The 24,722-nt window shown below is 42.6% G+C and carries 21 protein-coding genes; 20 read left to right on the forward strand and 1 reads right to left on the reverse strand.

The window, feature by feature from the left end:
* Positions 1–205 precede the first annotated feature (205 nt).
* Together BLR42_RS14570 and BLR42_RS14575 are read left to right on the forward strand one after the other, a co-directional pair.
* Positions 206–781 (forward strand): hypothetical protein, encoded by a 576-nt coding sequence (locus tag BLR42_RS14570; protein WP_022760713.1) that lies wholly within the window; start codon positions 206–208, stop codon positions 779–781.
* Positions 782–879: 98 nt separating this feature from the next.
* Complete coding sequence (locus BLR42_RS14575) at positions 880–2,418, forward strand: O-antigen ligase family protein (RefSeq protein ID WP_091870598.1); 1,539 nt, start codon at positions 880–882, stop codon at positions 2,416–2,418.
* Here BLR42_RS14575 and BLR42_RS14580 read toward each other — a convergent pair.
* Positions 2,411–4,732, reverse strand: a complete 2,322-nt coding sequence (locus BLR42_RS14580) for a putative bifunctional diguanylate cyclase/phosphodiesterase (protein WP_091870601.1) — start codon at positions 4,730–4,732, stop codon at positions 2,411–2,413. The genes BLR42_RS14575 and BLR42_RS14580 overlap by 8 nt on opposite strands.
* A gap of 132 nt (positions 4,733–4,864) precedes the next feature.
* On the opposite strand from BLR42_RS14580, the gene BLR42_RS14585 reads away from it, so the two are divergent.
* From BLR42_RS14585 to BLR42_RS14670, 18 genes are all read left to right on the forward strand, one after another.
* Positions 4,865–6,400: a hypothetical protein gene (locus tag BLR42_RS14585; RefSeq protein ID WP_091870604.1), complete on the forward strand. Its 1,536-nt coding sequence runs from the start codon at positions 4,865–4,867 to the stop codon at positions 6,398–6,400.
* 135 nt (positions 6,401–6,535) lie between these two features.
* The gene (locus tag BLR42_RS14590; RefSeq protein ID WP_091870607.1) at positions 6,536–7,015 is read left to right on the forward strand and encodes a fibronectin type III domain-containing protein; all 480 of its coding nucleotides are present in this window, start codon (positions 6,536–6,538) and stop codon (positions 7,013–7,015) included.
* A gap of 167 nt (positions 7,016–7,182) precedes the next feature.
* Positions 7,183–8,547 (forward strand): transglutaminase domain-containing protein, encoded by a 1,365-nt coding sequence (locus tag BLR42_RS14595; RefSeq protein ID WP_091870609.1) that lies wholly within the window; start codon positions 7,183–7,185, stop codon positions 8,545–8,547.
* A gap of 149 nt (positions 8,548–8,696) precedes the next feature.
* On the forward strand, positions 8,697–9,359 hold the full coding sequence (locus tag BLR42_RS14600; RefSeq protein ID WP_091870612.1) for an NUDIX hydrolase: 663 nt from the start codon (positions 8,697–8,699) through the stop codon (positions 9,357–9,359).
* 22 nt (positions 9,360–9,381) lie between these two features.
* Positions 9,382–10,647, forward strand: coding sequence for a serpin family protein (locus BLR42_RS14605; protein ID WP_091870614.1), 1,266 nt, complete (start codon positions 9,382–9,384; stop codon positions 10,645–10,647).
* A 104-nt stretch (positions 10,648–10,751) separates the two neighbouring features.
* Positions 10,752–10,994 (forward strand): hypothetical protein, encoded by a 243-nt coding sequence (locus BLR42_RS14610; protein WP_022760705.1) that lies wholly within the window; start codon positions 10,752–10,754, stop codon positions 10,992–10,994.
* Positions 10,995–11,385: 391 nt separating this feature from the next.
* Complete coding sequence (locus BLR42_RS14615; protein WP_091870617.1) at positions 11,386–11,964, forward strand: glycerol-3-phosphate responsive antiterminator; 579 nt, start codon at positions 11,386–11,388, stop codon at positions 11,962–11,964.
* 53 nt (positions 11,965–12,017) lie between these two features.
* Positions 12,018–13,517 (forward strand): glycerol kinase GlpK, encoded by a 1,500-nt coding sequence (gene glpK, locus BLR42_RS14620; protein WP_091870619.1) that lies wholly within the window; start codon positions 12,018–12,020, stop codon positions 13,515–13,517.
* A gap of 92 nt (positions 13,518–13,609) precedes the next feature.
* Positions 13,610–14,332 (forward strand): MIP/aquaporin family protein, encoded by a 723-nt coding sequence (locus BLR42_RS14625; RefSeq protein ID WP_022760702.1) that lies wholly within the window; start codon positions 13,610–13,612, stop codon positions 14,330–14,332.
* Between the two features lie 296 nt (positions 14,333–14,628).
* Positions 14,629–16,089, forward strand: coding sequence for an NAD(P)/FAD-dependent oxidoreductase (locus BLR42_RS14630; protein WP_091870622.1), 1,461 nt, complete (start codon positions 14,629–14,631; stop codon positions 16,087–16,089).
* Positions 16,089–17,351 carry an NAD(P)/FAD-dependent oxidoreductase gene (locus tag BLR42_RS14635; protein ID WP_091870624.1) on the forward strand — a complete coding sequence of 421 codons (1,263 nt, stop codon included), beginning with the start codon at positions 16,089–16,091 and terminating at the stop codon, positions 17,349–17,351. Before BLR42_RS14630 ends, BLR42_RS14635 begins: the two co-directional genes overlap by 1 nt.
* A gap of 2 nt (positions 17,352–17,353) precedes the next feature.
* On the forward strand, positions 17,354–17,719 hold the full coding sequence (locus BLR42_RS14640) for a DUF1667 domain-containing protein (RefSeq protein ID WP_022760699.1): 366 nt from the start codon (positions 17,354–17,356) through the stop codon (positions 17,717–17,719).
* Positions 17,720–17,881: 162 nt separating this feature from the next.
* A complete protein-coding gene (locus tag BLR42_RS14645) occupies positions 17,882–18,979 on the forward strand; it encodes a phosphate/phosphite/phosphonate ABC transporter substrate-binding protein (protein ID WP_091870691.1) in 1,098 nt (365 codons plus the stop codon).
* A 226-nt stretch (positions 18,980–19,205) separates the two neighbouring features.
* Positions 19,206–19,979: a phosphonate ABC transporter ATP-binding protein gene (gene phnC, locus BLR42_RS14650; protein WP_091870626.1), complete on the forward strand. Its 774-nt coding sequence runs from the start codon at positions 19,206–19,208 to the stop codon at positions 19,977–19,979.
* 5 nt (positions 19,980–19,984) lie between these two features.
* Positions 19,985–20,806: a phosphonate ABC transporter, permease protein PhnE gene (gene phnE, locus BLR42_RS14655; RefSeq protein ID WP_091870628.1), complete on the forward strand. Its 822-nt coding sequence runs from the start codon at positions 19,985–19,987 to the stop codon at positions 20,804–20,806.
* A 61-nt stretch (positions 20,807–20,867) separates the two neighbouring features.
* A complete protein-coding gene (gene phnE, locus BLR42_RS14660; protein WP_091870631.1) occupies positions 20,868–21,677 on the forward strand; it encodes a phosphonate ABC transporter, permease protein PhnE in 810 nt (269 codons plus the stop codon).
* A 97-nt stretch (positions 21,678–21,774) separates the two neighbouring features.
* A complete protein-coding gene (locus BLR42_RS14665) occupies positions 21,775–23,361 on the forward strand; it encodes a bifunctional metallophosphatase/5'-nucleotidase (RefSeq protein WP_091870634.1) in 1,587 nt (528 codons plus the stop codon).
* Positions 23,362–23,653: 292 nt separating this feature from the next.
* Entirely contained in the window at positions 23,654–24,712 is a 1,059-nt protein-coding gene (locus BLR42_RS14670; protein WP_091870636.1) for an FIST signal transduction protein, read from the forward strand.
* The last annotated feature ends 10 nt before the right edge of the window (positions 24,713–24,722 follow it).

Here is a 24,722-nt window from a genome sequence, read left to right on the forward strand (position 1 = left end):
GCGATAAAAATAGGATAATATTGTGTAATATCCACCAGAATAAATAGTTTATAAATTATTGTTACGTGCAATTAAATATACGAAAAAAAGTATAAATTTAAAATAGTGACTATTGACTTTATAAAAAGTAAAAACTATACTATAGATATGTTTTGAAAAACAAAACACACAAAAATACAATAATATGAAAAGGGAGAATGTGATTATGAAGAGACTTATTGCAATGGCCCTTGCAGCAGTAGTTGTTGCTACCTCTGCACCGGCAGTCGGAAATGCAGCTAACGTTGATGCAACAGTACTGAAGGCTGAAAGCGTATCCGTTCAGGAGAAGGATCAGCAGGAGAAGTTCGAGAAGGGCGAAGTTGCTACCGTTAAGGATGAGGACGTTGAAGAGAGCGTTCAGCTTAAGGATGGTGAAGTAACTGTTACAGCTGTTAAGTCTGATGCAAAGACTGTTAAGATTAAGGGCGAAGTTAACGGCAAGCCTGTATCAAAGATCAGTGCTAAGGCTTTCAAGAATTGTTCTAAGGCTACAACAATCGATCTTTCAGATGTAGAACTTACATCACTCGCTGGCAAGCAGTTCGCTGGTGCTAAGAAGGCTAAGACAGTTAAGATTAACGCTTCCAAGCTTAAGGCTAGCAAGATCAGCGCTAAGGCACTTAAGGGCTTCAAGGGTAAGAAGATTGTTCTTAAGGGCGTAAGCAAGAAGACCTACAAGAAGCTTGTTAAGAAGCTTCAGAAGAGTGCTCCTAAGGGCGTTAAGTTTAAGAGAGGATAATATCCATCTTTCATAAGAACAAGTATAAAAGAGACTGGCAGGGCTATTAAGCCTGTCAGTCTCATTCTTTATTTAAAGGGTTTTGGGGAGGTTTGTCTTTGAATATTTCACTTACTAAACAAAATGCATCGCGTGTTTATTTTCTAATGATTCTTTTGGTCGCACCCTTATATATGACTAATGGATTCAATAATATCTTAAGGGCTAAGACCTACATTGTATGGCTGAGCATCATAATTGCAGCTGTCTTATTACTTTCTCTTTTTATAAAAAATATAGGCATTCAAATCAGGAATAAATCACTTGGAGAATATATTAAAGGTCAGATGTCTGAAGTCGTGAATGACTTTAATATTCTTGATGTTTGCGTATTGGCATTTGCGGTTATATGCCTTTTTTCCGCTTCCTTTTCCGAATATAGGGATGCGGCATTCTCCGGAGATATGGCGTGGCATGTAGGCGCTCTGATGTTGATTTCCTTATGCGCATTATATTTCGCAGCTTCAAGGGGATATGAACTCGATATCGTGCCCTTTTTTGGCATGATGCTTGGAGGAACTATAGCAATGATTATTGCTATATTGAATGACCTTTGGATCGATCCTCTTAATGCCCAGATGAAGCTTGATCCTAACTGGCGCGATCACTTTACTTCAACAATTGGTAACACCAACCAGTTTTGCGGATACTTATCTATTATTATTCCCATAATGGTGATAATATTTGTGACTTCGGAAAATGGCTTCAAGAAAACAGCAGCAGCTATAGTGCTGTTTTTTGCATATCTCAACATGTATCTTACTCATGCTGATGGCATATATGTTGGTGTGGGAATCGGCTATATGTTTATAATTGCTTTTTGCTTCCGCAAAGCAAGCAGGTACATGGGGCTTTTAATTAATGGAATATTATTTGGCGTTTCGGGTTTTGCCGCCAAGGTAATTATTCTCTATAGACCGGAGATATGTCTTGAAGATATTTCACCTATTCTTCTTGCACATAATGTCCATGTGATTATCGGCGGAGGATGTTTTGCACTTTTACTGCTTCACATGTATCTTGAGATGAAACTTTCGAAAGAGCAGCTTGAGGCCATTTTTAAGCGGGTATTTTGGGTATATATTGTAGTGGCGGTATTATGCTGTCTTGGCGCAATTGTTTGGGCTGTGAAAAATTATGATATGAACTTCCTAAACAGAAGAGGATTGCTGTGGTTTATTGCAGTTGATGGCTTTTTTACTCAGGAACTTCCTCAACAGATTATAGGAGTTGGCCCGGGATGTATAGACGCTATATCGATGGATTATTACTTTGAAATTGAAGAAGCTTATGGGGCATTCTATTTCATTGAAAATGCTCACAATGATATTCTTGAATATCTTTTCACAACAGGACTTTTGGGTGCTATTGCTTATCTTGGTATATATTTAAGTGTCATCGTGAGTTTTGTTAGAAGCCTTATTAAGAATGAAAATTTAGAGGGTATTGAGCTTTATGCGACTATTGGACTTGTTGGTTATATGGCTCAGTCTGTGATGAACGGACCTCATCCTTTAACCACAGCGATGTTTTTTGTACTGCTTACAATATACCGGGGGAGTAAATTACGGAAATCACAGATTTCCAACCTCACTTAAGGTAATTTTCCTCAAACTCCTCAGCTGAGCAGGGCTTACCGTAATAATATCCCTCAGCGTAGTTGATACCGATTTCGCGAATCTTGTCAGCTTGTTCTTTTGTTTCTATACCTACTGCGCAGCTGATTATATCCAGTGACCGGGCCAGAGCATGAATGGACTTTAAGAGTAAAAGTGAACTATCATCTCTATTGGCACGGGACACGAGAGTATGGGAAATTTTAATTACTTTGAAAGTGCAGTCCAAAAAGTTGGACAGACGAAGTTCTCCGCCACCAAAGTCGTTTAGGCAGAGAGGAAAACCGAAATTGCAGAGGTCAAGAAGAGCTTCCTTGGAGGTTTCTTCGGCACTCAGCATAACGCTTGTACTGATATCAAGCCCAAGATTACCTATAGGAAAGTTCATATCCTTGGTGACCTTTTTAAGATGATTTATGAAAGTAGCATCCAGCAGCTGAAGTGCAGACAAATTGATAGATATATTGAGGGCTTCATCCCTGTTGCTGTTCCATGTGCTCATACGGCTTACGGCTTCGGTAACAATCCATTTTCCGAGAGAGTCCATGAGACCACATTCTTCCGCAATGGGAATAAGCTCTCCGATGGAATATTCAAAATCAGTATTCTGCTTTAGCCTGGGATAAACTTCGGCGCCAAGGAGCTTACCAGTGGACATGTTAACTATAGGCTGATAGTGAAGGATGAAATCCTTCTCGGGATCAGCCTTTTTAATTATGGATTCAAGCAGCCTGTGTTTTTCAACAGAGGCTACCAGTGCTTTGTCAAAGAATTTGTAATCATCTCTTATGGTGCTTCTTTTTACGGAATACATCGCTGCATCCGCATACGATACAACGAGATTGACATCATCGGAGTCCTCGGGGTAGATAGCTATTCCGATACTACCCGAAAGGTTGAAACTGTAAGTATCAAGTGCGACGGGAGTATTGAAAAGCTTTTGAAGTTTCTCAGCTGCCTCGAGCACATCCTTTCTGCCGATAACATCCTCCATTACGATCATGAATTCGTCGCCGCCGGTTCTGAAAGGGATAAGATTTTTCGGAAGGCTTAGCATTCTCTGTCCGAATTCTGCAAGTACGCGGTCTCCCATATCATGTCCGTAGGTGTCATTGATAGGTTTGAAGTGATTTAAATCTATAGCAAAAATTGCATAGCGCTGACCGCTAGTAGCGTATTCTCCGGTGAGCTGTCTGAGATACATCGCATTGTAACGCCTGTTGTAAATTCCGGTCAGAATATCGGTCGATGAAAGCTTCTGAAGGTTTTCATAGGCAAACTGAAGGTCCTTTGTTTTTTCTTCAACTTGCTTTTCCAGAATCTGGTTCTGTTCTCTCTGCTGCTTTAAAAGCTGCTCGTCAAGCATGGAATTATCATGCGTCGCAGACATTATCCAGTATCCCATGACTGCAATGAGAATGTAGAAAAACTCATTTTCTGAAAGGAAATTTATGAAGTAAAAGAAACCGTCGAGGAGCACCAGGGTTGAAACCAGTACCTTGAGAAAAGTTGTACTTTTTTTGCCCCGCTGATAATTGACTATATCAAAGGAATAACCGAATTCCGCCTGTGAATATGTGCCATGAGCAATCATGATCATGAAAAGCATATAGAGAAGATTCATATATACGTTCTCAGGATCCCGTCCCATCGCTTCTTTGTATGTGTAATCAAAGTCAATGAGAATATAGAGGAAAATTCCCAGCGGAACAAGGCAGGTGCCCTTTTTCAGTGACAGTCCCGTTACCATGGTGAGCAGGAAAAACAGAATCATCATGATGAAGAAATTAAGAAAAATATAGATAAGAGCACGTGCGTATTGTATCGGACTTGGATAAACTCCTCCAAGCAGAACGTCAAGGAATTTACGAAGAAGAACAAATCCTATAATGGTAATTGCAAAGGAACTGTACGCAATCCTGTTAAGCGAAGACCTGTTCAGCTTTTTAAACAGATATAATACCAGCGCCAGTCCGAAGAAATAATTTGGGAATATGAAAAATATCGAGCCGATGGTATCGATAGCAGGAGAGGGATTTATATAATTGAAAATAAAAGTCATAAGATCCCCTGCTACCCATGCCAGTATGCCAAGTCCTAGAAGCGTCATATGTTTTCTGTAGGCTTCAGATATATACGCGCTGATATAAATTACAGCAGCGGCAAGACAGGCTGTGATCGGGGAAAAAAGCGTCAATAAAAGAGAAGCCCCCGCAAAGGTGCTTACCACAAAACATCCATATGAGACCATAAGTGCAATCAGGATGGTCTTGTGAATTCTCTTCATCTTTTCCATAACTCAGTCACGTGCGCTCGTTAATGATATTACGTTTATATTATAATTCAGAAGAACAGGCTATTTATAAATATAAAATGAAAAGATTATTTAAATTATGCTAAAATTGCATAGATGGGAGACAGAGATAAAATGCAAAAGAAGAATAATCTTTTTATATACATATATCTGGGAGTTTCAGTAGTTTTATGTCTTATGCTGGCAACCAGATCGTCCTTTTTGTATCCTTTGAATAACTGGGACGATGCAAACAGCTATTTTTCCATGGGTAAGGCTATCTTTAACGGGAAAATGCCCTACAGGGACGTCTTTGATCAGAAGGGGATGTATCTGTATTTTCTTTACGGGCTTTCTTACCTGATTTCACATACTACTTTTATAGGGGTATTTGTGCTTGAATGTGTGCTCGGATTTGCGGACGTGATTGCTTTTTACGGGATAATCAGACTGTTTGACGAAGGGAAGAAGCCTGACTCTTTGGAAGGAAAAGTTCTTTCTGCAATCCTGGCCGTACTGACCTTTGCGGTTATTGTTTGCTCCAGGAGCTTCTGGTGGGGCGGAGCGGCTGAGGAGATATGCCTTCCGTTCTATGCTGCGGGCTTATACCTTTCACTTGCATATTTTAAAAATGATTACAACAAGGCAGTCATGCCGTTTAAAAGTGTTTTTTATGGTGGAATTCTTGCGGGGGTTATCGCTAATATCAAGTTCACCGGACTTGGATTTTTCTTTGCATGGATGATGATGGTGTTCTTTTCATTCCTTGCACATGGCGAATTTTTGAAGGGGATAAAAGCCTGTTTCGTTTTTTTGTTTGGGATGTTTCTGCCGTTTGTTCCGTGGATAATTTACTTTGGAATTCAGGGTGGCCTCTATGAGTGGTACTGGGGATATGTGTATGTAAATGTTTTTGTGTACACCAAGGTGGAGAGCGAAGTTCCGGGAGTTATGGGGCGCTTTCTCTATATGGCGAAGACACTGTACTGGCTGATTAGAGATGACTGGCAGTATTTTGTTCCACTTATAGTGGGAATGATTTGGAGCGTATTTGGAGTAAAGTATTCAAAAAACAAGATAAATTTGCTGGCAAGACTAAATGTGCCGGTGCTTTTTGCTTTTATGTTTTTGGGATTTTTCGGAGGAGGAAGAGACCTTCCCTATTATTCGCTGCCGCTCGCTATCTTTGCGGTACTTGGCTTTTCATTTGTGGGAAATTTTGTTTCAAAGGCGGGATTTTCCGGAAAGATATTTATTCCCGCTATTTGCACAGCACTTGCAATGCTTTTTATTGCGAATAATTCCATGAACATTCCTTTCATGAAAGTGGATAGGGACAGCTATTTTATGTACAGATTCCGCGATGAAGTTCTTGAATCAGAGAATCCGACACTCTTAAATGTGGGGTGCCTTGATGCCGGACTTTACACTTTGTGCGATATTGTTCCAAGCTGCAGATGGTTTCAGACTCAGACTCTTAATGTTGACGAACCTGAAAATAATCCCTACCTCGAACAGGAGAGATATGTCAGGGAGGGGCTTATAGACTACGTCCTTGTGCGCGATCATATCCCGGATTCTATTGGTGACCATTATGATCTTATTGACAAGGAGACTTACGGATGGGACGGAGCAGAGTTTAATTATTATTTATATAAAAAGATAAGATAATATTTTTATAAAAAACACAGGCACGTTTTGTGCCAGAACCATAGTCATTGACAAATAGTGTCTGCATGTTGAAAGACAATAATACAAATGACAAAATATATAGTAGATTACTATTTCTTACGAGGAGGTAACACTATGAGGAAGAGACTATTTCAGGTTCTTGGTGCAATGCTTGCGACAGCTATGCTCTTTACGGCTGTTCCGGTTTCTACATTTATCGGTCCGGATAAGGTAAATGCCGAAGAGGACGAAGATGTCGATGAAGAGCTGAAAATAAAAGCTCCTGCCAAGGTAAAGGGCGTTAAGGCTACAAAGATTAAGAAGACCTATAAGATTACCTGGAATCGTATAGCTAAAAACTGTAAGGGATACGAGATACAGGTTTCTCCTTATAAGAACTTCGAAATGCCGGAAGAGGACGACGAGAGCGATGAAGATATTGAATATGAGGAGATTCAGGAATTCACAAATGAAGGAAAAGGGAAGACCTATGTGAAGGTATCCGGTCTCACCAAGAAGAAGGTCTATTATGTAAGGGTCCGTGCTTTTAATGAGAATGATGACGGAACAAAGTACGGAAAATGGTCTAAGGTGAAGAAATTCAGGTATAAATAAGTAAGTTTCAAAAAATCCACGTTGGAGTAAAAGAATTAAAGGAATATTTATTGTTTTTTAATATCAATATATCGAACAGAATATTATAATTATAATGAAAGGGGGCGTATTGCTCCCTTTTGTTTTTGGTTAACGGATTAACTGTTTTTTCACAAGGATGTGATGATATGAAGGTATTAGAGAATATTGCTTACGGATTAATGGGATTGGTATTTGCATGCCTTGCTTTTATTCTTGCATGCGTGATAAATCCCGATATTGGTGTATGGGTTGGTGCCCTCCTGCAACCTGCGGATGAAGAAGAGGTTCAGGTAGACACTTCTAATAAGTATTATGTCGAGGTCCCGGACTGGGACTACATATACGGCAAATCTGAAGAGACTGATTCCCACGATGTTGAAAGTGAAGATAATTCTTCCTCCGGTTTAGGTGACATGATTACAAATGCAGTCACCGGTATTTCTGATGCCATTGCGGAGCTTGAAGCAACCGAGGTTGATAATCCTGCAGACAACGACGTTACCGTTGAGGACGTTGCAAACGCTGCCGATGCTATGGTTGACGTACTCACAGGAAAAGGAATTCATGTCGTTGTTGAGTCTGATGATAATAAGACCAAAGCAGAAGATACAGTCTCTTCGGATGGTTCAGACAATGCGGAAGCTGTGGCTTATACTCCCGGAGTTCCCGTTGGAAAGAGCGGCTATGCAGCTTTTGATCCTGAGATAATTGAGCTTGATGATGAAGGTCTTGCAAGACAGGCCATAAACAGTGTGGATTACGGAGATCTGGGAGAGGGTCTCACTTTTGATTCACAGTTTTATCCCTATTACAATATGCTAAGTGAAGAGGGAAAATCTCTTTACAGGCAGATATATGCGAATACAAGAGCTTTGAATCCCGCCTTCAGACCGGTTCAGCAGGTAACAATGGACACGATGCAGATGATAATCATGAGTGTTGTGTTTGATCATCCCGAGCTCTTCTGGCTTGATACAACTTTTTATCAGGAATATGACTATCAGGGAGTGGCTGTGAAGCTTCGCCTTCGATATTACGACAAGATAAAGGACATTCCTTCAGCGAACAGTCAGTTCCTGGCTGCGGCTGATCAGATTGTGGCAGGTGCAAGCGGGCTCCCGGATGATCTTTCGAAAGAGGTTTATATCCATAATTTGCTTGCGGAAAAGCTGAATTATAAGCATAATCCCCTCGATCAGAGCGCATATAGTGCTATTGTCGGCAATGATACGGTATGTGCAGGCTATGCCAAAGCGTTCCAGTATCTGATGCAGAGACTTGGCGTTCCGACTTATCTTTGTGCAGGCTATGCCGGACAGATGCACGCCTGGAATATCATAAAGCTTGGCGACAACTACTACAATGTGGATGTAACCTGGGACGATCAGGACCCCACGGTCTACGATTTCTTCAACCTCTCCGACCGTGATAATTACAATCACAAGAGGATGTATAATTCGGTCTATCTACCGGCATGCAATGAAGGCGTGTTCATCGCTGTGGCGGATTAAGGGGAAGCAATTGGCCTAGTCATGACATGGGATTATGTAAAACTTAAGGGAAAGTCTTAGCGGTTGGATTTATCTCCAACCGCTTCTTCATGGACAAAAAAATATGGCTGAACTATTATTAGTAAAGTAATAAAGGAGATGGAACAACTATGAATAAATTTCCATTCAATAAAGAAAACGACAAAAACCTGCTCTGGGAAGAGGTTAAGACCGAGCACATAATTAAGAATGAGTGGATTGATTTCAGACAGTCTGCTTTCAGGTTTCCTGACGGAACTGAATTTGAGCCCTACTACAGCTACAGCAGAAGAGACTATGTGGTAATAGTACCCTTTGATGAGGATGGGAATCTGATCTGCGTAAGACAGTACAGGCAGGGGATTAGACAAGTGACCACTGAGTTTCCGGCTGGTGGAATAGAAAGAAGTGACGGAAAAGAGTACAGAGATTTTTCACAAAATGGTGATAACATCAATTGTAGTATAGATGAGGAGCAGATGGTGTCAGCTGCCGAGGAAGCATTAGATGCTGCGAGGCGTGAACTGACCGAGGAGACAGGGTATGAGTCGGACGATTGGACACATCTCATAACAATTCCTTCAAATGCAACAATTGCTGATAACTATGCATATGTTTTCATGGCAAGAGGATGCAAAAAGGTCTCCGGGCAACAGCTTGATGACACTGAATTCCTGAATGTTTACAGCATAAAACAGGAGGAACTTGATGAGCTCATAAATTGCGGAGAGTTCCAGCAGGCGGTGCATGTCATGGCCTGGTTTATGGCTTTAAGAACGCTCGAACAAAAATAATTATTACTTGAGGAGGACACATATGAAGAATGCTTTTAAAGGATTGGCAGTAATAGTGGCCGGCATACTATTTTTCATTGCCAGCCTATCGGCTATAAAAAGTGTGGGGAGCAGGAGAGCTGTAGCTTCGGACGAAAAATCAGAAAATACAGATATCGAAGAAGACACAAATGATTCCGCTGAAACTGCAGATACTACCCCCGAAGGAGACGATGATATGACAGACATATCCACTAACTTTGACGAAGAACTCATTTCTTTTCTTGAAAAATCCGGATACAGCGATAAAAACTATATGGTGTCACCGGCATCCTTCAGAGCGGTTCTTGCTTTGGCGGTGGCAGGCGCTGACTCAGATACAAAGACTAGTCTCATAAAAGCTATGGGATTTGTAAATGAGGAGGAGATGAACGAATGGTATAACAATGTACTGTTTGCGCCCGATACGGCAAGTGGATTTATAACATTCAAAATGCTGAACTCTGCATGGCATAATACTGCGTCAAAGGGCAGCATAAACGAAACGTATAGACAGAACATCAGACAGCTGTATCATGCTGATGCGGAGGATGTTGCACCCGATAAGATCACAGATGCTGTTAACGACTGGGTTAATGAAGGAACTGAAGGCCTGGTTCCCAAGATGAGTGATGATCTTTCTCAGGTAGATATGGTCCTTGCAAATACAATCTATTTGAAGAGCAGCTGGGTAGAAAATTTTGAAAAAATGAATACGAAGGAAGGCGACTTTAAGAGCATAGACGGAGACGTCGTTCAGAAGGATTTCATGGAGCAGGCGGATTTCTTCAGATACTACGAGGACGCTGATGGGAAACTTGTAATCTTACCTATGCAGGGGGATGTCGATGTAATCTTTATGTTGGGCGATATCGAGGATGTTTGTGACAGGATAGTTGATTGCGAATCAGATAATGTCCATATTAAGCTTCCGAAATTTGAGACGGAAGCATCCTTCGACAACAGCGAATTAACTGAATTCATGAAAAGCAGGGGAGCAGGGATAGCCTTTTCCCCTGAGGCAGATTTTTCAGCGATGATAAGTGATTCTGAAGTATTTATTTCCGATATTATTCAGAAGACGAAGATTAAAGTGGATGAAGAAGGAATTGAAGCTACTGCAGCGAGCATGATAGCAGTGCTCGGGGCGGCACCTCCCGGTGAAAAGATTGAAACAAGGGAATTTATAGCCGATGAGCCCTTCAAATACTATATTGTCACAGATGACGATGATCCGAAGATACTTTTCTACGGGCAGATAGTAAAATGATGAAAAGGTTATCAATTTGTTATCGTTATTTAATAGAATTTTAGAATTATTCGGATATAATTATCATAACAACACTGTTTCTTATGGAAAGGGGAATTCTTATTATGAGCAGAGTATCAGAAGTTACAGGATTGCAGCAGCAGAGAATAATGAAATATGATCAGGTAGTAAAAAAGGGCGATGATGCTGAGATTCAGAAAATGGCGCTGGAGAACATGATGATGGCTCTCAATGATATTTCGCAGACTCTTGCCATGATCGCAGACAGAGATTCAGCAAATCAGCATGATACCTTTGAGTCGATGGCACGAAGCCTTGCGATGATGGCTGATGCAGGGAAAAAGTAACGTATCCGAATGCTTTAAAAATAATTAACTAATGCCGGCAAAACTTGTCAGATACTGCATTTGACAAGTTTTCGCCGGCATTGTTTGTGATAAAATCTATACATTTTGACCATGACTTATGCAAAAGGTAGACAAATAGCACAAACAAAAATCGATTTAATGTGTTAAAGTGTAAAAAATACACATAAAAAATAAAAAAACTATAAATTTTATGTTGAAAATTTCATAAAAGGGCGTTATCATAGATTCATAAGTTAATGAGCGCCGGTGAGATTAGAGAATGTGGCTTTTACAAATATACAGGCTGAAACCTGTTTGTTAGACATGTTCTTTTTTTGCACTATTTTTTAAAAAATTACGACTTAATAAATTGAGATAAGGCTGAATTTTAATGCATAGAGATTTTATAGATAAGATAGAAGAAAATCCGGTAATCGCCGCAGTTAAGGATGACAAAGGATTATCGGCAGCACTGAAGACAGACTGCGGAATAATTTTTATTCTCTACGGAGATATTTGTACCATTGGTGAAATTGTACAAAAAATAAAAGATGCCGGACGAATAGCGATGGTTCATGTAGATCTGGTGACGGGCCTGAACAACAGTAAGGACGTAAGCCTTGATTTCATCAAGAACAACACCAAGGCGGACGGAATTATAACCACTAAGAGCAATCTTATACAGCACGCCAGAGATCTAGGACTCTATTCAGTGCTCAGGTATTTCGTAATAGACAGTATGGCTTTGGTGAACATTGAGAAACAGGCTCAGTACGGATCATGTCAACCGGATGTGATTGAGATCCTTCCGGGAGTTGTGGTTTCGAAGATTATAAAGCGCGTCAACGGAATAAGCAGAGTGCCTGTTATTGCAGGCGGACTTATTTCAGACAGAGATGACGTTATGAATGCTCTCTCAAGCGGAGCGATGGCGGTTTCCACTACCAATAAAGATGTATGGAATATGTAAATGTGCCTAAAGCCGAAACGGCTATATCAATAGACTAAAGGAGGATAAGAAAAATGGCAAAATATGTAATGGCTCTGGATGCAGGAACAACCAGTAACAGATGTATCCTTTTCAACGAAAAAGGCGAGATGTGTTCTGTAGCTCAGAAGGAGTTCACACAGTATTTCCCGCAGCCCGGTTGGGTTGAGCACGATGCCAACGAAATCTGGCAGACACAGCTTTCCGTAGCACGTCAGGCTATGCAGAAGGTTGGTGCTAAGGCTGAAGATATCGCAGCAATCGGTATTACTAACCAGCGTGAGACAGTTATCGTTTGGGATAGAGCAACAGGTCAGCCCGTTTATCATGCAATCGTTTGGCAGTGCCGTCGTACTGCAGACTATGCTGAGCAGATGAAGGGCAAGATTCCCGGAATCGTTGAGAAGTTCCAGCAGAAGACAGGTCTTAAGTTTGACCCTTACTTCTCAGGAACAAAGATTCGCTGGATCCTTGAGAATGTTGAAGGCGTTCGTGAAAGAGCAGAGAAGGGTGAGCTTTGCTTCGGTACTGTAGATACATGGCTTATCTACAAGCTGACAAAGGGCAAGGTTCATGTAACCGATTACTCCAACGCTTCAAGAACACTTCTTTACAACATCAATACACTTGAGTGGGACGATGAGCTCTGCCAGATCCTCGAGGTTCCGAAGAGTATGCTTCCTGAAGTTAAGCCTTCAAGCTGCATCTATGGCGAATCCGATCCTGAGTTCTTTGGCGGCCCTATCCGCATCGCAGGCGCAGCAGGCGACCAGCAGGCAGCTCTGTTTGGACAGACATGTTTCCAGGAAGGCGAAGCAAAGAATACTTATGGTACAGGTTCCTTCATTCTTATGAACACAGGCGAGAAGCCGATCTTCTCCAAGAACGACCTTCTTACCACAATCGCATGGGGCCTTGACGGAAAGGTTACCTACGCTCTTGAAGGTTCTGTATTCGTAGCAGGTGCAGCTATTCAGTGGCTCCGTGATGAGCTTAAGATCGTTGATTCCTCACCGGATTCAGAATACTTTGCAACAAGAGTTAAAGATACAAACGGATGTTATGTAGTTCCCGCATTTACAGGACTCGGCGCTCCCTATTGGGATCCTTACGCACGCGGAGTTATCACAGGACTTACACGTGGCGTAAATAAGTATCATGTAATTCGTGCAACTCTTGAGTCACTTGCATATCAGAGTTATGACGTGCTTCACTGCATGGAACTTGACTCCGGCAAGCACCTTACATCCCTTAAGGTTGACGGTGGTGCTTCCATGAACAACTTCCTCATGCAGTTCCAGTCAGATATCATCAATACCAACGTTCTTCGTCCTTGCTGCGTTGAGACAACAGCTATGGGTGCTGCATATCTTGCAGGTCTTGCAGTTGGCTACTGGACAAGCAAAGAAGACGTTATCAAGAACTGGGCAGTTGATAAGGAATTCAAGCCCGAGATGGAAGATGCAGCACGCACAAAGGCTCTTAAGGGCTGGTCACAGGCTGTTGCAGCTACAAGAGGATGGGCAAAAGAGTGATCCACACTGGGATGAAAAAGTTTGTATGAAAAGTTAATAATCGGTCCGCCATAGTGGCGGACCGCAATAAAAAGAAACGGGGGTAACCGAATATGTCAGTTTATATTGGCGAGTTTATTGGTACTTTATTACTTGTTTTACTTGGCGATGGTGTTTGCTGTAACGTTTCGCTCGAGAAGTCCGGCTTCAAAGGCGGCGGAGCAGTACACATCCTTATCGGATGGGGTATGGCAGTTATGGTTCCTGCATTTGCAATGAGCAATTTTACAGGATGCCCTTCAGCTTTTAACCCTGCAGTTACAATCGGTCTTGCAATCAGATCAGGTGACTGGAGCACAGTTGCAGGCCAGATCGTAGCTCAGATGCTTGGTGGTTTCTGCGGCGCAGCTATCCTTATGGTTCTCTATGGAGATCACATCAAGGCTACAGCTAATGATGATGTTGTTCGCGGATGCTTCTGCACAGCACCTTCAATCCCGAACCAGGTATTAAACTTCCTTTCTGAGTTCGTAGCTACATTCGTTCTTGTATTTACACTTGCTCTGATCCCTGCTGGCTCAGATCGTACTGTATGGGTACTTGTATACGGCGTAATCGTTGCTTGCGGTGCTTCCTTCGGAGGACTTACAGGATACGCAATGAATGCAGCAAGAGATACAGCTCCTCGTCTTGCTTATCTTGCACTTGCTCCCAGCTTTGGCAAGAAGAACGGCAACTGGAGCTATGGATGGATTCCTGCTGTAGCACCTATCTGCGGCGGTATCGTTGCATCTCTTCTTTACAACGCACTTGCAGCTGCTCACATGTTTGGCTAATTTCTAAATTTTTTAAAAACAGTAATCTTGTATTACTTTTCTGATTCAATAGGGATTATAATATGAAAAGAAGTTCCTATTTTGAGATGGAAATAACTTAATAAAGATACACTGAGGGATGGAGTCGGTATGAAACGTATGATGAGATACGCTTATTAACCGACTCCATTTTTAATGTAGCTAGGGCCGAAAGGCCTGTCTCCGGGGCAAAAAGGCAAGTATATTATATGAGCCACGGAGAGCAACGGAGGCAGGCCTTTCGGCCTTAATATAATAAAGAAATAGGAGATAAAATTATGTTATATGATGTAATTGTCATAGGCGCAGGAGTTTCGGGAAGCGCGATTGCCAGAGAACTCTCCCGTTATGAAGGCAACTTCTGTGTCCTTGAAAAATGTGAAGATGTTTGTGAGGGAACATCAAAAGCAAATTCCGCAATTGTGCATGCAGGCTTTGATGCTGCAGCAGGTTCACTTATGGCAAAACTGAATGTGCGCGGAAATGAGATGATGGATGATCTTTGCCGCGATCTGGACATTCCATTTAAGAGAAACGGATCCATGGTTGTATGCATCCATAAGGAAGCACTTCCCGGACTTCAGGACCTCTACGACAGAGGAATCAAGAATGGTGTTAAGGATATGAAGATTCTTAGCCGCGAGGAGGCTCTTGAGATGGAGCCTAACCTTTCAGACAACGTAGAGGGTGCTCTCTATGCACCTACCGGTGGAATTATCTGCCCGTTCAAGCTTTGCATCGCTATGGCTGAAAATGCAAATGAGAATGGTGTTGATTTCAGATTCAATACTAAGGTTGAAGATATTAAGAAGAAGGAAGACGGATTGTGGCATATTCGCACAAACAACGGCGAGTATGTTTCAAGATATGTAGTAAATGCAGCAGGCGTTTATTCCGGAGTAATCCACAATATGGTTTCTCAGGATGACGACAAGATAGAGATTATCCCGAGACGAGGAGATTACTGCCTGCTCGATAAGGAAGTTGGCGGACATGTAAGCCACACAATTTTCCCGCAGCCCACTAACCTTGGTAAGGGCGTACTCGTATCACCTACTGTTCACGGCAACCTCATCGTAGGACCTACAGCTATTGATATTGAGGATAAGGAAGGAACAAACACAACAGCAGCCGGGATCAACGATCTTATTGCAAAAGCTAATGACCATGTAAAGAACCTTCCTATGAAAAAGGTTATCACATCCTTTGCAGGACTCCGTGCGCATGAAGCTCGTCATGAGTTCATCATCGGAGAGGTAAAGGGTGCTGAGCACTTCATCGACGTAGCAGCTATCGAGTCACCCGGACTTACATCCAGCCCTGCTATCGGTGAGATGGTTGGAAATATGCTGAAGGATATGATGAGTCTCACAGCTAAGAAAGAATGGAAGAGCACAAGAAAAGACATCATGAATCCTGCAGATCTTTCTGTAGAAGAGAGAAATGAACTTATTAAAAAGAATCCCGCATACGGCAACATCATCTGCCGCTGCGAGTCTATTTCCGAGGGAGAGATCCTCGATGCGATCCACAGACCTTTGGGAGCAAGATCACTTGATGGTGTAAAGAGAAGAACAAGAGCAGGAATGGGAAGATGCCAGGCAGGCTTTTGCTCACCTCGTACAATGGAAATCCTTCACCGCGAACTTGGACTTTCATATGAAGAAATAACCAAGAGCGGCGGATCTTCCAACATTGTAATGGAACGCACCAAACACCAGAAGGGAGGAGAGCAGTAATGACTTCTTATGATATCGTAATCGTTGGTGGTGGCCCTGCAGGCCTTGCTGCCGCTATCTCCGCTAGAAAAGCAGGAGTAGATAAAATTCTTATATTAGAGCGTGACAGAGAACTTGGTGGAATACTTAATCAGTGTATTCACAACGGATTTGGACTTCACACCTTCAAGGAGGAGCTCACAGGTCCCGAGTATGCACAGCGTTTCATCGATCAGGTTCTTGATGAAAAGATCGAGTACAGACTTCATACCATGGTAATGGATATCTCAGCTGACCGCGTTGTTACGGCAATGAGCCGTGAGGACGGAATGTATCAGATAAAGGCTGGTGCTGTTATCCTTGCAATGGGTTGCAGAGAGCGTCCGAGAGGAGCACTCAATATTCCCGGATATCGTCCGGCAGGCATTTTCTCAGCAGGTACTGCACAGAGACTTGTAAATATGGAAGGCTATATGCCGGGCCGCGAGGTAGTTATCCTCGGTTCCGGTGATATCGGACTTATTATGGCAAGACGTATGACTCTCGAGGGAGCAAAGGTTAAGGTTGTTGCAGAGCTTATGCCTTATTCCGGCGGACTTAAGAGAAACATCGTTCAGTGTCTCGATGACTTTGGCATTCCGCTTAAGCTTTCACACACTGTTGTGGATATTGAAGGAAAAGAGCACCTTACAGCAGTTACAATTGCTGAGGTTGATAAAAATATGAAGCCCATACCTGGAACAGAAGAGCGCTATACATGTGATACACTTCTTCTTTCCTGCGGACTTATTCCCGAGAACGAACTTTCAAGAAATGCAGGCGTGGAGATGAATCCTGTTACATCAGGACCTGTTGTTAATGAGTCTCTTGAGACCAACATTCCTGGAGTATTCGCTTGCGGTAACGTTCTTCATGTTCATGACCTTGTTGACTACGTTTCTGAAGAAGCAACAAGAGCTGGTGCAAACGCAGCCACGTTCGTAAAGGGCGGCGAGACAGCCGGAGATAAAGTGGTAGAACTTTTTGCTACAGACGGAGCCCGCTACACAGTTCCTTCAACAATTAACGTTGATCGCATGGATGATCTTCTTACTGTAAGATTCCGTGTAGGTGCTGTTTACAAGGATTCATACGTTAGTGTTTACTTCGATGATGAGCGTGTTATGCACAATAAAAAGCGCATCATGGCTCCCGGAGAGATGGAACAGGTAATACTTCAGAAGACAAAGCTTCAGGAAGCTTCTCCGAAGAAGATAACAATCAAGATTGAGGCGGAGGACTGATCATGGAAAAAAGAGAACTTACATGTATTGGCTGCCCCATGGGCTGCCAGATCACAGTAGAATTGGAAGAGGGCGAAGTTATAGCCGTAAAGGGCAACACCTGCGCCATTGGTGATAAGTATGCAAGAAATGAGGTTACTCATCCCGAGCGCACAGTCACAAGTACTGCAGTTATCGAGGGAGGAGACAAGCCCCGCGTATCAGTTAAAACTGCATCCAATATCCCGAAGGATAAGATTTTCCAATGCATGAAAGAAATTGATGATGCATGTGTTAAAGCACCCGTCCACATCGGCGATGTTGTGGTAAAAAATGTTGCGGGAACCGGAGTTGATGTTGTGGCAACAAGAGAAGTTGCTGCTAAGTAATTTGGAAACTTAAGAATATCTTAATATTTTCCGAAACATCATCTCGTTGACATTAATTTGTAAGTTAAATATAATTTTAATGGTTGTTGTATGGAGCTCATGTGGGGATTCTGCATGGGCTCTTTTTACGAAAAAAAGGAATATTTTTTAGCAGGAGGAATTATGAAGAGATTATTAGCAATGATGATCGCAGGTGTCAGCACAATCACAATGCTTGCAGGCTGCGGAGCTAAGACAACAGACACAGCTACTGAGACTCAGACAACAGAGGCTACAGAGGCTACAGAAGACACAGAGACTGCTGCAGCACCCGCTGAGACAGTTAAGATTGATAAGCTTACAATCGGTTTTGTACCTTCACGTGAGCCCGATGAGATCGTAACAGCTACTGAGCCCCTTAAGCAGCTCCTTACAGACGAGCTTGCAGGCCTTGGCTATGAGGTTGGTACAGTTGACATCACTGTTGGAACAAGCTATGAGGCTGTTGGTGAGGGACTTTCAGCAGGCACTATCGATATCGGACTTATCCCCGGCGGTACCTTTGTTCTTTACGAGGATGGCTGCGATGTTCTTCTTACAGCAACAAGAGACGGTCTTTCAATCGAGAGCCCCAATGCTAAGGATTGGAATGACAACAAGCCCACAGAGCCCACAGAGGATCAGGTTACTTTCTACCGCGGACTTATCATTGCAGGTCCTTCAGAGGCAGGTCAGGCTGTAGCTGAGAAGGTTAACAACGGTGAGAGCCTTACATGGGAAGACCTCGACGGACTTAACTGGAGCGTAATGAACTCTTCATCTTCTGCAGGATATATTTATCCTTCACTTTGGCTTCAGGCAAACTATGAGAAGCATGTAACAGATCTTTCACACGCTGTACAGGCTGACTCTTACGGTAATGCATTTGCAAGACTTGCTTCAGGCCAGATCGATGTTGTTTGCTGCTATGCTGATGCAAGACGTGACAACGAGGACAAGTGGACAACAGATTACGGCAGAGAAGCCAGCATCTGGGATGAGACAAACGTAATTGGTGTAACAGACGGTATTTACAATGATACAATCAGCGTAAGCAAGACATCTCCTGTTATGGATGATGCTTTCAAGGCTGCGCTCAAGACTGCATTTATCAATATCGGCAATTCAGACGCAGGAAAAGAAGTTATCTCAATCTACAACCACAACGGTTATGTAGAGGCTAATTCAGCAGATTACGACGCTGAGAGAGCTGCGCAGGAACTTATCAAGTCTATGAACTAACACCGGTTTCAGTCATAATATAGTACACAAAGGGAAGGTGTTTTAGGATACCTTCCCTGTTTTATTATGTTTTTGCCTTCCCCTTGGGGGCGCTCGACGTCCAGGGGACGTCGGTTCAGCGCGGACCAAAACGGAGTGAAGACAGGTGTCAGCGCAGCTGACGGATGAGGGGATACAATAGGCCAGCCTAATATAATTGATTTTGTAAGAATTCAGGAGAAATATCATGATCAGGTTTGAAGATGTAGGAAAAAAATATCCCAATGGTTTCGAGGGCTTAAAGCATGTTAATCTCGAGATTGAGCAGGGAGAATTTGTAGCAATTATCGGACTTTCAGGTGCAGGTAAATCCACACTTATTCGTACCATCAACAGGATGCACGATGTTACGAGCGGAAAACTCACCGTGGATGATGTTGATGTGATGAGTCTGTCCGGAAAGCAGCTCAGAAGGTTTCGCAGAAAGATTGGTATGATATTCCAGTCCTTCAACCTGATCACAAGAACTACCGTAATCAAGAACGTTCTTACAGCATTTGTTCCGGATATGCCTTGGGTTAGATCTACCTTTGGCATATATACAAAGGATGAAAAGATGAAGGCTCTTGAGTGTCTTGATAAGGTTGGGATCCTTGACAAGGCTTTTGTTCGTGCAGATCAGCTTTCAGGTGGTCAGCAGCAGAGAGTTGCCCTTGCGAGAACTCTTGCACAGAGTCCGCAGATAATTCTTGCGGATGAGCCGGTTGCTGCTCTTGATCCCGTAACTGCCAAGCAGGTTATGGACGACTTTAAGCGCATTAACGAAGAGATGAATATTTCAATTCTTATCAATATTCACCACGTAGATCTCGCGCTTCAATATGCTACAAGAGTCGTTGGAATCAGAGAAGGAGAGATTGTATACGACGGTCCTGCCGGCGAAGTAGATAAGGAGGTACTCAGCCTTATCTATAAGGGAAAAGTGGATGCACAGGGCAATGTCCAGGATGAAGAGGGGTGATTACAGTGAGCATATACGATAAGATTTTCAAGCCTAAAGTATATACACTGCCTAATGGGAAGACTGTGGAAAAGAAAGCATCAAGAATGCCGGTTTATTTTATTCTTGTTTTTCTTATGTGTGCTGTTTCCGTAAAAGTCACAGGCTTTGATATGAAGATATTATCCGAGCGAATCGGACAGTTTTTTGTAATTCTGGGAGAGATGTTCCCGCCTAACGTTTCTTATATTGAGAAGGTGTGGTCACCTCTTTTCGACACTATAAAAATGTCACTTCTGGGATCAGCTCTGGGAGCGCTTTTATCAGTACCTTTTGCAATGCTTGCAAGTACTAACGTATGCCCCAATAAGGTGGTTGTATCAGTAATAAGAGTTATGTTTTCACTCATAAGAACTCTCCCCACACTGGTTACAGCGCTTGTAGCAACACTGGTTTTCGGACTCGGAACCCTCGCGGGTACTTTTGCGATTGCGGTATTTTCCTTTGCATATATCGGTAAGCTCACCTACGAAGAGATTGAGACTGTAGACATGGGAGCGTTCGAGGCTATGGAAGCTATGGGAGCAACAAAGGCGAGAGCATTTATATCTGCAATTGTTCCGCAGGTTCTTCCGTTCTATCTTTCAAACTGCCTCTTTAACTTTGAGGGTAACGTAAGATATGCAGCTGTTCTCGGATATGTAGGAGCAGGCGGTATCGGTCTTATTCTTAATGAAAAAATCTCCTGGAGAGAGTATTCAAGCGTGGGAACCGTGCTTGTTGCACTTTTCATAGCAGTATTTATCATTGAGTCAATCAGCAGAATGCTCCGTAAGAAGCTTGTATAAGTTTACTGCTTAGAGGACTTGGTGAGTTTTTGAACCCGGTTATTTTTATTAGGAGATAATTATGAATCAAAGAATTAAAGAAGCATATGAAAAGCGTCCACGCACATGGATCTATCATCTTGCTATTGCAATTATATTTGTAGGACTTATGATCTGGAGCGGAACTGCTGTCGAAACTGCAGGAACCACAATGGATGGCGGAGAGATAGCCCTGAATATCATAAAGGGAATATTCCAGCCGGATCTGTCCTTCCTTTTTAACCTGACTACAAAAGGCGTTCCTTACCTTATGCTCGAGACTATATGTATCGCATTCCTTGGAACAATTGTCGGAGCTATACTTTCAGTTCCGCTTGCCTTCATATCAGCATCAAATCTTACACCTAAGCCGATAGCTTTTGTTGGCAGAATCATTATTATGGCTGTCCGCACAATACCGGCAGTTGTGTATGGCCTTATGTTTATCCGCGTTACTGGCCCCGGACCTTTCGCGGGTCTTCTCACAATGGGCGTGTGCTCCGTCGGAATGATTAGTAAGATGTACATCGAGGCAATAGAGGATCTCGATACTCGTGTTGTAGAGTCTCTTGATGCTGCAGGTTGTGATACCTGGCAGAAGATCCGCTATGGTATTTTGCCTCAGCTCTTACCCAACTTTGCATCAACAGCAATTTACAGATTCGATATCAACCTTCGAGACGCTACAATCCTTGGTATGGTTGGAGCCGGTGGTTTTGGTGCACCTCTTATTTTCGCAATGAATTCCTACAAATGGAACGAAGCAGGCGCTATCCTCGCCGGACTTATTGTACTAATTCTCATAATAGAGTATATTTCTACACAAATTAGAGTTAAACTAACAAGAGGATAAAGTATAAATTAAACTTTTCATAAGGAGAAGTTGAACTAAAATAATGCCTTCCCCCTAAGGGGGAAGGTGTCAGCGAAGCTGACGGATGAGGGGAACCATGCGAATAATTTTCACTTCAGACACACACGGACACGTCTTTCCAATCAACTATGCTACAAACAGCCATGAAAACTCAGGACTTTTTGGCATAGCGGCCCAGATGAAGGGTGAGAAGGAAAAAGACGGTAATACACTGGTTATAGACGGCGGTGACAGCCTTCAGGGAACGCCGCTTTTAGCCTATTATCTTAGCCACATGGATGAGTATGAGCTTAATCCTATGGCTGAGGGCTTTAATGCCATGGGACTGGATTGCTACACATTGGGGAATCACGATTTCAATTTTGGTTATGAAGCAATCAGGGATTTTGCCAAAGCTATGAAAGCTACTCTTGTGTGCGCCAATGTGACTGACAAAAAAGGTGACCTTGGAATAAAGAAGCACATAGTTAAAACTCTTGAGGACGGGACCAGGGTTGGAATTACAGGTGCTGTAACAAGCTATGTAAACGTATGGGAGCAGAAGAAAAATCTCGTCAATTTTGAGATTACAGATCCGGTAGCGGTTTTAAAGGATGAACTTGCCGAGCTGAAGGGACAGTGTGATATCACTGTTTGTATCTATCACGGCGGCTTTGAGGAAGATATGACCACAGGCGATAAACTCTCGGAATCGGATGAGAATCAGGCCTGCAGGATTGCCAGAGAACTTGATTTTGACATAATTCTTACGGGGCATCAGCATCTGCCGATAGAGGGAATATTCCTGGATGGAACCTTTGGTGTTCAGCCTCCGGATAAGGCGATGAGGTATTGCGTTATTGATGCCGATTATGTGGGCGACAGTGATGAGAAGGTTTTGAAGGGAAGTACCAGAACCTCCGGTGGATGGAGCGTTGTATCATATCTTATCCCCGTGGAAAAAGAGTATGCGGATTTTGATAAAATACAGGCTGAGAATCCGGGACTTAAGGAGATGAACGAGAAGCTCCAGGTATGGCTTGATGAGCCCATCGGAAGCCTTGAAGAGGAGATTCTTCCTGAGAAGAAGTTGGATGTTGCTCTTAAAGGAAGCAGAGTTGCTGCTATTTTTAATCAGGTTCAGCTTGAGCTTACAGGCGCTGACTTTTCATGCACAAGTCTCTCAAATGAGCCGCTTGGACTGCACAAGGATATAACGGTCAGAGATGTACTTGGAATTTATCAGTTTGCCAACACTGAGGAGGTCAAGGAGATGACCAAAGCTGATCTGAGGGCGGCCCTTGAGAGATCAGCAGAATATTATGATTATGATGAGACTACCGGTGAAGTAAAGATTTCAGAAGCATTTCTTCAGCCCAAGGTTGAACATTATAATTACGATATCTATGCAGGACTCTGGTATGAATTTGATATCAGAAGACCTGTGGGCGACAGAGTGGTCGTTATGAGAAAGCTGGATGGAACAGAATTGTCCGATGATGAGACCTATACGCTGGTAACCAGTAACTACAGGGCGACAGGAACCGGAGGGTATTCGAGCATCGGTAAGGCTAAGACCATAAGGACCTATCCTGATGAAATGCCGGATCTGGTTATCGATTTTGTAAGGAGAAACAGTCCTATAGGAAATATTTGCAACAACAAATTTAAATGTATTTACTAAATTCTGGATACATATTTAAACGGTCTGAATCAAGCAAGACGTCCTTTGAGATTTATAAATAATCTCAAAGGATGTTTTTTTTCTATATTTTTGTATGGGGTGTTTATGAAATTTTAATAGATTCTTTAATGAAATATAGTTTTTAGGGCATTGTTACCCTATATAAAAGAATGTTATCATTTATGTTAAGTTGAGAAATTATGTTTTAATTTTCTGCGCTTATGTAGTGTGATAACAATTTATGCGGCAGACTTTTGTATTAAGATGCCAGAGTGTAAGGAGTATATGCCTTATGAAAATGTTTAACGCGAAAAGTTCATCAGCTGATGTATCGGAAGCTACAAGAGGATTATCCGGACCCAAGCTTATTCTATTCACAAGTGATGAGAAGCACTTTGATGCAAATGTAGCGGAGATTGAAAAGAAATATCCGGGTGTTCCCAGCATTGGCTGCGTAGGTATGGGCTACGACTCTTCGATTCAGGAGAGTGGGCTTATTGTTACTGCTTTCACTGAGGGCGTTAAGGTTAAGACCGGAGTCCTTGAGAAGGTATCCAAAATGCCTGCCCGCTATATCGGAAGGCTTGAAGAGGATATAGAGGAAATCAGACCGGGAAAAGAGAATACTGCGATAATCGATTTTTGCGCAGGAAATGATGCAGCGGTTCTTACAACTCTTCGCGGACTTATTGATAAATATAACCTTCAGGTTATGGGTGCGACAGGTGATGCCGGAAAGGTTGCTGTAGACGGCAAAATCTATGAGGATGCCATGACCTATGCGGTAGTAAGAAATGAAGGCGGCAAGGTTAAGGCCTATAAGGAAAACATTTATGAGCCCAAGGATAACAGGCAGCTTATCGCATCAAAGACAGATAAGGCTAAGTATTACCTTGGAGAACTCAACGGACGTTCCTCCAAACAGGTATACATGGATCTCACCGGCGCGACAAGCGATAAGCAGATTATAGACCAGACCTTCCAGAATCCTCTTGGAAAGATGATAGGTAATGATGTCTGCATTTGTTCTATAAAGGATGTATCGGGAAGCGGACTTATTCTCTACAGACAGATAAACGATTCAGATATCCTGACGCTCCTTGAAATGAGAGATCCCATGGAGGTTGCTCAGCATACGATTGATAAGATCAGAAATGATTTTTCAAGGATTTCATGCATCTATTCCGTTAACTGCATCTTCAGATATCTGGTACTGAAGGAAAGAGGCGAGCTGAATACGTACCTGTCAAAAATTGCTTCGCTTGGACCTTCCTGCGGGCTTATCGGATTCGGAGAGCATTACAATACACAGTTCGTTAATCAGACAATGACCTGTATAGTATTTGAATGAGGGAGATAGA

The sequence above is a fragment of the Butyrivibrio sp. INlla16 genome, assembly GCF_900104155.1.
Classification (GTDB): domain Bacteria; phylum Bacillota; class Clostridia; order Lachnospirales; family Lachnospiraceae; genus Butyrivibrio.